Below are 14,406 nucleotides of genomic sequence, written 5' to 3'. Positions count from 1 at the left end.
GCGGATCATTCATCCGTCCGCTCCTTTTTTGTGCAATTTAACTAAAAATTATAAGAACTGGACTTGACGTCTAGTTGTTCTCGCATATACACTGACGATGATTTAGGAGCGCCAATAATGAAAGAAGGGAGTTGAATTAGTGGAGCAATTAGTAAGCATCGTGATGCCCACCTATAACCGGGCAAAGGTCATATCAGGCGCCATTGAGTCCATCTTGCGTCAGCCTTATTCGAACTGGGAGCTCATCGTTGTGGATGATCGCAGCACGGATGATACCGAAAAGGTTATCCGGGAATGGATGTTAAAGGACCCCAGAATTCGGTATGTATGCAATGAGCGGGCCAAAGGACCGGGAGGTGCGCGGAACACGGGCATGCTGGAGGCGAAGGGGGATTACTTGGCCTTTCTGGATTCCGATGACGCATGGTTTCCTTGCCATCTGGGCGACAGCATGAATGTACACGCCCTTACGAAAGCCGATGTTACCTTTGCGCTTTGGGTGGAGCGCCATGGAGAGGTTGAGTCCTACAATTTCGAGAATGCGGTGGAACGAAATTTATTGAATAAGATGAGGACATCGTTTGAAACGCAGAATGACGGCAACATCATTATATGCGAGAGAGGGCTGTTCGAAGCGTTTCTGTCACATACCCGCAATTTTTTTCAGCTGAATACGATGGTGTTCCGCCGGGAGCTGTTGGACGAAATCGGGTTGATCAACGAGCAGTTTTATTTGGGAGAGGATACAACCTATCTGCTCCGTTTTTTTGACAACTACCGAATTGCGCTTCAGACGAAGCCTCATTCCGTCTATCAGGAGTCGCCTGACAGTCTTTACTTTTTTTGCGATCGCTGGCTGCTGGACCCGGATACGATTCATCTGCACGAGGAAATCTATGCCAAAATCGAAGGCCTTAGCTTCAAATCAATCAAGGTGCGCGAGCATATTCGCGAGCTTGTTGTGCAATCCGATTCGATCAGCCACAAATCGAAGCAGCTCATGTATATTGATATCGGCATCGCCAGCAAATATTACACGCTTAGTTATTTGAACCGCCACGAGCGCAAAAAGGCGCTGCAATATTGCCGCCAGTCCATTCGCAGCAAAGTCACGATCTTTAATTTGTTGTTGTATGGCAAGCTGCTGATTTCCAACAGAAGAGGGAACGTTTTTTTGCGCAAGGCTCTAAACCTTTGGTAGGCTGAACTTGAAAATAATAGAATTTCCCCCTCTTTTGATACAATTATCACCCTTACGCAAGTGGACAATTAGCTCTACTATAGGGGTAAGGATGCAAGAATTTTCGTGGGTATATATCATTTTTCTGATATATGTATCATTTTTTGCATCTGCTACCCGCACATTGACAACTTCATGGGAATTGTTTTTTATTTTGCAACTACGCTTTAACTCATTACCGCTACACACAATTACACTGTTATGCTCTCCCTACAGGAACCTGCTATCTTAAGACTTTTGGAAGGCTTAGAACTTACTCCACGTTGACACTTTCAGCATTTTCACTCAACATGACCCCACTGACTCAGCACGACCCTCTCACCAGCATGAACTCACCGGCTCAGTATGATTAACCCATCCTTATGCAGTCACCCGCTATGTTTTTGCTTTCATTTTTTTACAGAGAGAAGTAATGGATAGTTGTATACTGATTGTTCTTTTCAAAGAATACTTGGATACCAACGTTCGTTATAAGAGGTTTATTTAGGCTAGGATTCTTTTTAAAGACCACCCCACAAGGAGAGTGTATTCATGTTCAGAGAGATGCATAAGTCCAAAATCCACCGTGCAGTTGTTACGGAGGCGAATTTGAATTACGTAGGAAGCATTACGATTGATCAAGATATTTTGGATGCATCGAACATCTTGGAGAACGAAAAAGTGCAAGTGGTCAATATAAATAACGGAGCCAGACTCGAAACCTATGTGATAACAGGGCCAAGAGGCTCGGGTATGATTTGCTTGAACGGCGCAGCTGCCAGGCTCGTACAGCCAGGGGACCGCGTCATTATTATCTCGTACGCGATGATGGAGGAATCGGTCGCGCGCACATACCGTCCGCATGTCGTCATTATGGACGACCAGAATCGGATCGTAACGGAGGAGTATCAGGAACTGCATTCCACAACGGTGTGACAAAAAGTCGAATCGGGGGATGCCAAATATGAAAACCATCCGTAATCTGACCGCCGTTTTGCAGGAGCGCAAACAAAGCGAAGCGGGAATTCGGTTTTGCGAAAGCGGCCAAGAACGCTTTTTATCCTATGGCAGCTTGCTGGCATCGGCTAGCAGGGTGCTGCATGCGCTTCATGAACAAGGTCTTCGGGCAGGAGACTTTGCGGTTATGCAGACGGAAGAAAACGAGCCGTTTATCGTTCTGTTCTGGGCTTGCGTGTTAGGAGGCATTATCCCTGTTCCAGTGACAGCGGCGCGGACGGACGAAGGCCGTCATAAGCTGATTCAGGTATGGAAGCAGCTGGAATCGCCGAGATTGCTTTGCGATGAAGCGCTTTGGCCCGGTATTCAAAGCTACGCTTTGAAGCAGGGAGAGGAAGAATTGGCAGCGCAGCTGGAAGCCGGCAGCCTGTCGATTGCGGCATTGCTGGAGACAGCCTCGGACATAAACGGGCGGCAGGCGGAGCACCATGATGCTGCCGAGACAGACATCGCCTTTATTCAATTCACTTCGGGCTCTACCGGAGATCCGAAGGGAGTTGTGCTAACGCACGGCAACCTTCTAGCCAATATGCGTGCCATTCAGAATGGCGCTCAATCGACGCAACAGGATTCATCGCTTAGCTGGCTGCCTCTGACGCATGATATGGGGCTGATCGGATTCCATCTGTCTCCGCTGCTCTGCGAGATGAACCAGTTGCATCTGCCAACCTCGACTTTTGTACTTCATCCGATGAAGTGGCTGGAGCTGGTGAACCGGCATCGGGTGACCTGCCTGTCTTCGCCGAACTTTGGGTATGTGCACTTTCTCCAGCATTGGAAGCCGGAAGGCGCCGCGGAGTGGGATTTGTCTTGCGTCAGGCTGATCTTCAACGGCGCGGAGCCGATCTCGGCCGCTCATTGCCGCGATTTTCTGGAGGCGATGCAGCCGTACGGCTTAAAGCACAATTGTATCTTCCCGGTGTATGGGCTGGCGGAAGCGAGTCTCGCCGTTACCTTTCCGGGCACCGAAGAACCATTGAATACTGTTACGCTGGAACGTAATTCACTTGCTATCGGCGAGCCCGTGCAGTTGTCCGGGCCGGATGATCACGCCGCTATTGAGATCGTCGAGCTGGGCTCTCCTGTTCAGGAGTGCGAAGTGCGAATTTGCACGGAGACTGGAGAGCTCTCGGAAGCTGGAAGCGTAGGCTTAATTCATATTAGAGGGCGCAACGTAACCGCTGGTTACTATAAGCGTCCTGATGTAAACGAACAAATCATCTCGCCAGAGGGCTGGCTGAATACCGGTGATTTGGGTTTCATGCTGAATGGACGTTTATATGTGACCGGCCGTATGAAGGACGTCATTTTCGTCAACGGGCAAAATGTTTATCCGCATGACCTGGAGGCGTTGATTAGTGTTCTAAAAGGAGCCGAAATAGGGAAAACGGCGATCACCGCCGTTCAGGATGAAACGACTAAACGGGACGCAATCGCGGTATTTGTTCAATACCGCGGGAAGACAAGCGGATTTTTGCCGCTTCTAGCCGATGTGAGAAAGCTGCTGAACAGAGCTGCCGGGCTGGAGGTAGCCTTTGTTGTGCCGATCCGGCGCATACCGAAAACAACCTCTGGCAAAATTCAGCGTTACGTACTCGCTGAAGCGCTCCAGGAAGGAGCATTCGCAGAGGTGCTCTCAGAAATTGCGGAGTTCGAAGCGGCAGCCGCACTTGAGATGACGCAAGCCTCCGGGGAGGGAACAAGCCTGGATTCCCGCTTGGAACCCGTGACGGAAACCGAGCAGCAGGTCATGTCCATATGGCGCGAAGTGCTGGGGAAGGATTATATAAGCCGGACAGACAGCTTCCTTGAGCAAGGAGGAAATTCGCTGAAGGCGGCTTATGCTGCTGCCAATCTTCAAGAGCAATTCGGAGTCGAGCTTACGCTCACCGAATTGTTTTTGCATGATTCGGTGGAGGCGCTGGCTGCTTTGCTGGACCAAAGGACGAAGGAGCGCGGGGCTGCTGGCAAGGCCGTGACGCTGCCGCTTACCAAAGCGGCGGAGCGTGCATACTATCCGGCGACCTCCGCGCAAAAACGGCTGTATATTTTGGAAGAACTGAATCCGGGGCTGCTTAATTACCACCTGCCGTTTGCAATTGAGGTGAGCGGCCCGATGGATATAGATCGATTCGGCGATGCGTGGAGAGCGCTTATCCGCCGGCATCCGGCGCTTAGAACCTCCTTCTTCATGGAGGAAGACACTGTCATGCAGCGCATCGAAGAAGAAGTCTGCCTGCCGCTTACGATGGTTGACGGTCGCGGCTGGTCTGAATCGGAGCTGGCAGCGCGGCGGCGCGATTTCCTGAAGCCATACCATTTGGAGCAAGCCCCGTTATTCCGTATGGAGCTGTTGCAGCGGGAAGGGGAATCCAGCCTGCTGTTGCTGGACATGCATCACATCATTACCGACGGCACGTCGATGGGCATCCTGATGCGCGATCTTGCGGCGCTCTATGACGGGACGGTTCTTGAGCCCTTAACGATCCATAGCGGGGATATCGCGTTATGGGAGGAAGCGGGCAGGGACAGCGGCATGCTGGAGCGCCAGCAGCGTTATTGGCGCGAAGCCTATCAAGACGGAGTGCCGTCTCTGGTCATCCCGACTACCCGCCCAAGACCGCAGTCTCCGAGCTATCGGGGGGCTATTGAGCGATTCGAGCTTGAGCCTGCGCTAGCGGTAAGTCTTCGGGCGTTGGCTGAACGCGAAGGCGTTACCTTGTACACGGTGCTGCTTTCGCTTTATTATTCTTTGCTTTCGAAGTATACAGGCGAATCCGATCTTGTGGTCGGCACGGCAGCTGCAAGGCGGATGCGACCGGAGCAGCAGCACATGGTCGGGATGTTCGTCAATATGGTGCCGATCCGTCTGCGCGCGGAAAGCGATACAGGATTTGATCAATGGCTGAAGCTCGCTAATGGTGAGGTGCTTGCGGCTATCGGTAATGGAGATGTGCCGTACGAGGACATTGCAGAGCTGGCGCATGCCAGACGGGAGCTCGGGCGGAATCCGCTATTCGATACGGTCTTTACGCTGCAGAATATGGAGCTGCCCGAATGGCGGAGCGGGGATGTGGCTTATGCGCCAAGAGCGATGGATACCGGGTCGGCCAAATTCGATCTGACTTGGGAATGCATCGATACCGGAGCTGGCATCGCCTTCACGCTGGAATATGCGCTTGATTTGTACGACGAGGTGGCTGCCAAGCAACTGGCGCGGCATTATGTTGCGCTTGCAGCGGCGGTTGCTGCCAAGCCGCAAATGACATTAGCCGAGCTCGATCCTCTCGGCAGTCAAGAGAGAGAGCATATTCTGGAGCTTAGCCGCTCAGGCGCAGCTTCTCCGCAGGAGCTGTCGCTGCACAGACTGTTCGAGCGGCAAGCGGCTCTCATGCCGGATCGTATTGCCGTAGAGATGGGAGAGCAATCGTATACCTACAGCGAGCTGAACAGCCGTGCCAACCGAATCGCGCATGTACTTGTGCGAAGCGGCGTTCAGCCGGGCTTCAAGGTCGCGCTTCTGATGAAGCGCTCGCGCGATATGATTGCGGCGATATTTGCTGTGTTGAAAGCTGGGGCCGTCTATGTGCCGATTGATCCGCAATATCCCGAGGATCGGATGCGGTTTATGCTGCAGGATACAGAAGCTCGGGCTATCGTGGCTGCGGCATCGACAAGGGAGCTATGCGCCCGGTTAGCCGATGACAGCATCAGTGTCATCGACTTGGAGGAGGCGGGTGCGAGCTGGACCGGCGAGTCCAGCCATAACCTGGCCATTGACGGAGCTGCGGACGACTTGGCTTATATGATGTACACCTCCGGCTCGACGGGCAGGCCGAAGGGGATTATGACCTCGCATCGAAATGTGTCCAGAATTGCTATCCATACCGATTATGTGCGCATCACCGAAAGCGATGCGCTATTGCAGCTTTCGAATTATGCGTTTGACGGATCAACGTTTGATATATACGGAGCGCTCCTGAACGGAGCAAAGCTAACGCTGGTCGGCGAAGAGGAAGTAGCCGATATTTTGCGTCTGACCGAGCTGATCGAAGCTCGGGGCATCACGGTCTTTTTTGTAACGACGGCATTATTTAATACTTTAGTTGATCATGGACTGGAGTCGCTGCGCAGCCTGCGCCACATCTTGTTTGGCGGGGAACGGGCTTCTGTACGGCATATCCGCAAGGCTCTCCAGGCTCTGGGGCCAGGTGTGCTGCTTCATGTGTACGGACCTACGGAAACGACAGTTTTCGCCACTTGTTATCCGATTGCGGAGAACTGGGACGGTGAGTCGGCGGCTACGGTGCCGATCGGCGCACCGATTGCCCGTTCAGAGACGCTTGTGCTGGATGAGAGCGGCAGACTGCTGCCGTCGCTTGTGCCAGGCGAGTTATGGATAGCGGGAGACGGAGTGGCGGCCGGTTATGTGAATTTGCCGGAGCAGACCGCTTTGAAATTCCAGCCGCATCCTCTTCGAGAAGGGTCGTTTGTGTACCGAACCGGCGATCTGGTGCGCAGGCTGCCTGATGGCAATCTGGAATTTCTGGACCGGATCGACAGTCAGGTCAAGCTGAGAGGCTACCGGATCGAGCTGGGTGAAATCGAAAGCCGATTAGTAGACTGTCCAGGTATCAAGGAAGCGGTTGTGGTGCTTGTGGAGGGCGAAGGCGCGCCGTTTCTATGCGCGTATGTCGTTGCAGAGCAAGCTGAGGCGCAGCCGGACATTCGGAGTCAATTGGCGGGTAAGCTCCCTTCCTTTATGATTCCGTCCGCATTTGTCCCGCTGGAGAAGCTTCCGCTTAATGCCAATGGCAAGGTGGACAAGAAGCAGCTGCCTGCACCGGAGGATATCATTGCCGGGGCAACGCGGTCCGTTCCTTATGAAGCGCCGGCTACGGAGACGGAGAGAATCGTTGCGAGCCTATGGCAAGAGGTGCTTCATGCCGATCAGGTCGGTGCGCTGGATGATTTCTTCGAGCATGGGGGGCATTCCTTGAAGGCTGCCGCACTGGCGGCGGGAATCTACAAGCATTGCCGGGTGCGCATGCCTATTCGGGAAGTATTCGCCCTGCCGACGGTTCGAGAGCAGGCGGCCTGGATTGACGAAGCGGCAACGGAAGTCTATGAGCCCATTACCGCTATTCCCGAAGCGGCTTCTTATCCGCTTAGTCCGCCGCAGCAGCGCATGTTTTTGGCGGAGGGCATGGCGAATATCGGAATGGCCTATCATATACCGCTCGCTCTCAGATTGTCTGGCACCGTGGAAGCGGCCAGGATTGAAGAGGCGATACGTGCATTGATTGCCCGTCACGAACCGCTGCGCACCTCATACCGGTTCATAGACGGGGTTCCAAGTGGAATTGTTCAAGCCGATGCTCCATTCGCGCTGCAAAGGGCCGATCTCTCTTATCAGTCCTTGGAGGACTGCTTCGGCGGGTTTTACCGCCCGCTGGATCTGGCTGCCGCTCCAGTACTTGCTGCATGTTATTGCCGTTCTGCAGCAGATGGGGAGGATGCCTATTTGCTGCTGAATCTTCATCACATTGTGGCGGATGGTATTGCTGTCAAGCTGCTGCTGGAGGAACTGGCAGCATTGATCGATGGAGCAGAGCTTGCTCCCATTACGCTGCATTACAGGGATTATGCCGCATGGCTTGAACGGCAATACGGCTCGGAGCGGGAGAACTCAGGTCTCGCCTATTGGACGGCGCAGCTTGCCGGTCCATTGCCGCTGCTGGATATGCCGCTTGATCATCCGCGCGGCGAGCGTCAGACCTTTGCCGGAGATACGTATACGTTCAGCATTTCGTCCAAGCTGGCGAAACGGCTGAAGGAGATGTCGTCGAGAGCCGGCGCCAGCTTGAACAGCCTGCTGTTTGCGGCCTATGCGCTGCTGCTCAAGGGGACCTCGCATCAGCATGAATTCGTTATTGGTTCATTGGCTGCGGGAAGAACGCATCCCGATACGGCCCGGATGATTGGCATGTTCAATCAGTTCCTGCCGATTCGGATGACGGTTGCCGATGAGCTTGCTTTTCAGGATTTTGTAAGCGAGACGCATGAGAGGCTGCTTGCCGCGTACGAGCACGGCGATATCGGATTTGAGCGGGTGATGGAGTCGGTCAAGCTTCCGCATGACCCGTCGCGCAACCCGTTATTCGATACGATGCTGATCGTCCACAACCAATTTGAGGACGATCAGCTGATAGTTCGCGGCAACGGCTGGAGCATGGAACCCCTCCCTGTCAGCCACGGAACGTCCAAGCTGGACTTGAAGCTGGATATCTACAATGACGGCGATGGGGCTTTAAGGGCAGAGCTGGAATACAATACGGGGCTGTTCCACCGAAGTACGATGGAGCGATTGGCGCATCGGCTGCTGCACCTATTGGAGCAAACGGCTGATAATCCGGAAATAACCTGCGGCGATGTGTCGATGGCGACGCCTGCGGATAAGGCCAGCTTTGCTGAATGGAATGATACCGCGCATCCCTATCCGCAGGACGGGACGATTCATGGCTGGTTCGCCCAGTCGGCGGAGCGGTGGCCGGACCGGATTGCAGTAAAGTCAAGTGAAGGCTCTCTGACGTACAGAGAACTGAATGCTCGGGCGGAGCGCCTGGCTGTTCTACTCAAAAGCAAAGGTGTGACGGTCGAAACGGTGGTACCGATTGCTGCCTACCGTTCGCAGTCGATGATGGTTGCGATTATGGCGGTGCTGAAGGCGGGAGGGGCTTATTTGCCGATCGACCCGGAGCATCCGGCGGAGCGGATTCGCGGCATATTGGAGGATAGCGGAGCTCATTTGGTTCTTGCAGGAGCCAGATGGACGCACACCCTTCCAGCATTCCATGGAGAGGTGCTGGACCTCGATGCGCTTGCGGATGAGGCAGCATTAGAGCGAGAAGAGCTTGTCTTGCCGTTGTCACAGGCGGCTGGGCCGGACAACTTGGCGTATGTGATCTATACATCGGGTTCTACCGGCAAGCCCAAGGGCGTGATGGTGGAGCATCGGTCGGTTATTAACCGCCTCCACTGGATGCAGGCGGCATATCCGCTGGACGAGCATGATGTGATTTTGCAAAAAACGCCAATTACATTCGACGTATCGGTATGGGAGCTGTTCTGGTGGAGCTTTGCCGGCGCTTCGCTCTATTTGCTGGAGCCTCACGGGGAGAAGGAGCCGTCCGTCATGCTGCGCGTGATCGAGGAGCAAGCGGTTACGGTTATGCATTTTGTTCCGTCTATGCTAGGCGTCTTCTTGCCTTATGTGAGGGATACCGGACGAGGCAGCGAGCTACGAACGCTGAGGTTTGTCTTCGCAAGCGGAGAGGCGCTTAAGCCGGCGCATGTCTCAGCCTTCTACAGCATGATGGAGCTGGAAGGTCATAGCTCCCGACTTATTAATCTGTACGGTCCGACGGAAGCGACAGTTGACGTCAGCTATTACGATTGTACCGGCCACGCATCGGGACCGGTTCCGATTGGCCAGCCGATCCATAACATCTCGCTCCATATCGTGGACGAGAGAATGAGGCCGCAGCCGCTCGGCGTATCCGGCGAGCTCTGTATTGCGGGCGTTGGTCTTGCTCGCGGCTACCGCAACAGGCCGGAGTTGACGGAGCAAAGCTTCGTTCCGAATCCGTTTGCCGATGGCGAGAGACTCTACCGAACAGGCGACCGGGCAAGATGGCTGCCGGACGGCACCATTGAATATTTGGGACGCTTTGACCATCAGGTCAAGCTGCGCGGATTGCGCATCGAATGCGGCGAGATCGAGCATGCGCTGCTCATGCAAGAAGGCATTCGCGACGCCGTGGTGATGGCTGTTGCAGACCGGGCTGGCGAGGCGGCGCTCTGCGCTTATCTTGTCACTGCGGGTGGCATCATGCCGGATGAGTCGGCGCTGCGGGCCTCGCTTAAGGGACTTTTGCCCGACTATATGGTGCCTTCGTATTTTGCAGCTCTGGAAGCTTTCCCGCTTAGCCCGAGCGGCAAAGCGGACCGGGGCCGGCTTCCACAGCCGTTGTTTGCCGAGACGGTAGCATCCTCTGGCGAAGCTCCGGCTACCGCAACGGAAGTCAGTCTAGCCGAGCTATGGACCAACGTCCTTGGTATCACGGACGGAGATGAAGCTGCCGCATCTGCCAGCACAATCGGCAGAGACGATCATTTCTTCCAGTTGGGCGGCCACTCCTTGCGCGCCGCACAGCTGGCGGGGCTAATCGAGCAGCGCTACAGCGTAGCGTATGCGATGAAGGATGTATTCGAGGCACCGGTGCTGCGCGATATGGCTAGCCGTATCGACGCTGCGGAGAAGAAGGCAGCTGCCGTAATTGTACGGGCGGCAAGCCGGACGCACTATCCGTTATCGCTGGCGCAAAACAGACTGTTTGTCCTGCAGCAGCTGTATCCTGCGAGCACGGCGTACAATTTGCCGCTCATGTTAAGGATCAACGGGTTGCTGGACGCGGATCGGCTTCGGGAAGCCATCCAAGGGCTGATCGATCGTCATGAGCCGCTGCGCACCAGCTTTGATTGGGTGGACGGCAAGCCGATGCAGCGTATTCATGATTCGATTTCGATTGAACTGGATTTGCAACGTCTGTCCGCTGATATGGATGTGGATGCCTGGGCCCGTGAGCTTATTCGGCCGTTTGATCTGCGCGAGGCTCCGCTGATCCGGGCGTTCCTGGCCACGGATGGCGCTGGCTGCCATACGCTGCTGCTGGATATTCATCATATTGTAGCTGACGGTGTGTCCATGAACGTCATGGCACGTGATTTCGAGCAATTGTACGGCGGTCAAGCTCTGACCCCGCTATCCATTCAGTACAAGGATGCTGCCGTCTGGCAGCAGGAGTGGATGGCTTCAGACGAGAGGAAGCAACAGGAGCACTATTGGGTCTCCCTGCTGTCGAGTACGCTTCCCGTGCTTCATCTGCCAACCGATCATCCAAGGCCGGCTGAGCAAAGCTTCACCGGAGCCAAGCTTGCGCTTCCGATTCCTGGAGCGCTTGCCGGGCTGGTGAAGTCCGAAGCGGAGCAATGGGGAATGACGCCGTTTCATATTTGGCTTGCAGGCTATCACACGCTGCTGCATCTGATGACAGGAGAAGACGATCTGATCGTCGGAACGCCGGTTGCCGGACGCTTCCATCCCGGCACCGAAGCTTTGGTCGGCATGTTCGTCAATACGCTGCCGATTCGCAGCAGGCCGACTGGCGAGCTTCCGTTCAGAGCATTTGCCGAACAGCTGAAGGAAGCGGCTCTTGCCGCACTGGACAACGGCATGCTCCCGTTTGAGCATATGGTGACCATGTTGGATGTGCCGCGTGATATAAGCCGTAATCCGTTGTTCGACACGATGTTTGTCATGCAGCATTCGGAGTCCGGTCAGAAGGCTGCCAACTCCCTGCAATTCGAGGCTGAAGTACCGGACAATCGCGTATCGAAGCTGGATTTAACGTTTGAGATCGCGGACCAAGGCGCCAAAGGAATCGCATTGACGATTGAATATGCAGATTCGCTGTTTAACGCAGACAGCATACAAAGAATGGCTGATTGGTACTTGCGTCTATTGACAGTTGCACTTGCTGAGCCGGAGCGTCCGCTGGGAACAATCGGATTGCTCGATCCTATGGAGGCGAAGGAGCAAGCGGAAGCGTTCAATGGGACGACAGTTCCCTATGCAAGCCATTTGACGGTTGAAGCTTATATGGAGGAGCAGGCGGCAGAGACGCCGCAGGCGGTTGCGATTCAAGCGGAAGACGGACAATTGACCTACGCGGAATTGGACGAGCAAGCGAATCGTCTGGCCAGAGCGCTCAGGAAGCAAGGCATCATGCGCGAGGAGCGTGTGGCGGTCGTTATGGACCGCAGCCTGACGATGATGATAGCGATCTTTGGCGTGCTGAAAGCAGGCGGCGCTTATGTGCCGGTCGCTCCAGGCTTGCCGCAGGAGCGAATCCAGTACATGCTGGACAATTCCGGCGCCAAGCTTGCCTTGGTTCAAGGTGAAACGCCAGAGGGACTGGGCACTTCTATCCCTGTGCTGCAAGTGAATGAGGCGATTGCGCTGGAGCGGGACGCATCCCCGGTGGAGAAGCTGCATGATCCCAGCTCGCTTGCGTATGTTCTGTATACGTCGGGATCGACCGGACAGCCCAAAGGCGTCATGATTGAGCATCATTCCGTCGTGAACCGAATCGGCTGGATGCAGAAGGAGTACGGGCTGGACGCAAGCAGTGTGATCTTGCAGAAAACACCAATTACGTTCGACGTTTCGGTGTGGGAGCTGTTCTGGTGGAGCTTCGCTGGAGCCAGGCTGGTGCTGCTGCCTCCGGGCGGCGAGAAGGACCCGGCGCTTATGCTGGACACCATTAATCGCCACAGCGTGACAACGATGCACTTTGTGCCGTCCATGCTCCATCTGTTCCTGGAGCATCCCGATCTGCTGCGCGGCGAGGCCAAGCTGGAGAGCCTGACGCATGTATTCGCCAGCGGCGAAGCGCTGACCACCGATCAGGCGGAGCGGTTCCGCGAGCGAATCGGCGTTCCGTTCGGAGCCAAGCTAATTAATTTGTACGGTCCGACGGAAGCGACGGTTGACGTCTCGTATTATGACTGCTCCACCGGACCTGTTCCGATTCAAGTGCCGATCGGCAAGCCGATTGACAACATCGCGCTCTACATCGTGAGCGGAGCGATGGCGCTTCAGCCCGTAGGCATAGCCGGGGAGCTATGCATATCCGGCGTTGGCCTGGCGAGAGGTTACATGGGGCGGCCGGATCTGACGGAAGAGAGGTTCGTCCGCAATCCGTTCCGGAAGGGCAGCCTGATGTACCGGACCGGCGACCTTGCCAGATGGCTGCCGGATGGGACGATTCAGTATTTGGGACGGATCGACCATCAGGTGAAATTGAGAGGCCTGCGCATTGAATGCGGAGAAATCGAGCATGTGCTGCTTCGCCATCCAGCAGTTTCGGAAGCGGTCGTTATGAAGCGGACGGCGGCTAGCGGCAGCGAATATTTATGCGCCTATGTCGTTTGCGACGAACAAACGGAGCATCAGGCATTGCGAGACTTTACGGCGGTTCACCTGCCGGATTACATGGTTCCGTCGGTCGTGGTAGAGCTTTCGGCCATGCCGCTGTCCCACAGCGGCAAAGTGGATCGGAAGGCGCTGCCCGAGCCGGAGATTGCGGCAGACCGCGGAGTGGAATTTGCGGAAGCGGCAAGCGATACCGAGCAGGCCATTGCCGCGATATGGCGCGAGCTCTTGCAGCGAGACGACTTCGGCATTCATCATCGTTTCTTCGATGTCGGGGGAGAGTCACTGCTGCTGGTGCGTGCGCATCAACAGCTGGAGGAGCGATATCCCGGCGCACTAAGCGTAACGGATTTGTTCACGTATCCGACGATCGCCTCCCTTGCGGCCTACTTGGATTCCAAGAGCCGCGAGCTGGCGAGCTGGGAATGGAGCGGACTGCCGATGTCCCGCGATTTCGCGAATGACGGCTATGCCGCAGAGCGCTCCGGCAGCATCCGGTTTGTGCTGGACGAAGCTGTGGCGGAAGGGTTAGCTGAGCTTGCGAAGGCTCAATCATTGTCGGTGGAAGCCGCCGCATTCGCCGTTTACCTGTATTTCTGGCGAGGGCAATCCGGACTAACGGAGCTTGTTCTTCCTTGGATGACCGACAAAGGGCTGATCGCACCAAAGGCTATCGACTTTGGGGAGGTTCGCGACTTCGATCTGCTGCTGCGTCTAGCCGCCAAGCCAGCTTCTGCAAGTGATTCCTATGCCGTACGGCAAATTAAGAAACAGCTTCATGACGAGTATGAGTTTGCCCTGTTCCCGTTATTTGCAGGGGGAACGCGGCATGACTTCAAGGAGCAGGAGGAGCTCTTCGACATATTTGATCTGGTGCTGTATATCGGGGAGGATACCTCTTCAAGCGATTCGGGTGAGCCGCCAATCGGCGGAGTATGGTCGTACAATGCCCGGCGTTTGGAAAGGGCAACGGTAATGGACTTTGCCTCTGACTATTTGGAGCTGCTCTCCAAGGTTGTCGAGCAATATCGGGCCGCAGCGAATAGCGCAGCTACAGGGGGATAAAGCGGCATAGCCGGGTTGCACCGGACCCCAGAGAATTTCAATACAGAAG

3 protein-coding genes are annotated in these 14,406 nt (G+C 55.1%); all 3 read left to right on the top strand.

The window, feature by feature from the left end:
- Positions 1–139: 139 nt before the first annotated feature.
- The 3 genes from ACFVSO_RS08340 to ACFVSO_RS08330 all read left to right on the top strand — a co-directional run bounded on the left by ACFVSO_RS08340 (position 140) and on the right by ACFVSO_RS08330 (position 14,357).
- Entirely contained in the window at positions 140–1,201 is a 1,062-nt protein-coding gene (locus ACFVSO_RS08340; protein WP_387472098.1) for a glycosyltransferase family 2 protein, read from the top strand.
- Between the two features lie 570 nt (positions 1,202–1,771).
- Positions 1,772–2,155, top strand: a complete 384-nt coding sequence (gene panD / locus ACFVSO_RS08335; RefSeq protein ID WP_116042935.1) for an aspartate 1-decarboxylase — start codon at positions 1,772–1,774, stop codon at positions 2,153–2,155.
- Positions 2,156–2,183: 28 nt separating this feature from the next.
- A complete protein-coding gene (locus ACFVSO_RS08330; RefSeq protein ID WP_387472095.1) occupies positions 2,184–14,357 on the top strand; it encodes an amino acid adenylation domain-containing protein in 12,174 nt (4,057 codons plus the stop codon).
- The last annotated feature ends 49 nt before the right edge of the window (positions 14,358–14,406 follow it).

The organism is Paenibacillus sp. NPDC057967 (assembly GCF_042887015.1).
Classification (GTDB): Bacteria; Bacillota; Bacilli; order Paenibacillales; family Paenibacillaceae; genus Pristimantibacillus.
The sequence above is the reverse complement of the archived record's forward strand: the minus strand, read 5'-3'. Positions and strand labels throughout refer to the sequence as shown.

What these genes read in the sequence shown, in the direction of transcription:
- ACFVSO_RS08330 (WP_387472095.1), top strand. Translation starts at nt 2,184, where the DNA reads ATGAAAACCATCCGTAATCTGACCGCCGTTTTGCAGGAGCGCAAACAA.
- panD (WP_116042935.1), top strand. Translation starts at nt 1,772, where the DNA reads ATGTTCAGAGAGATGCATAAGTCCAAAATCCACCGTGCAGTTGTTACG.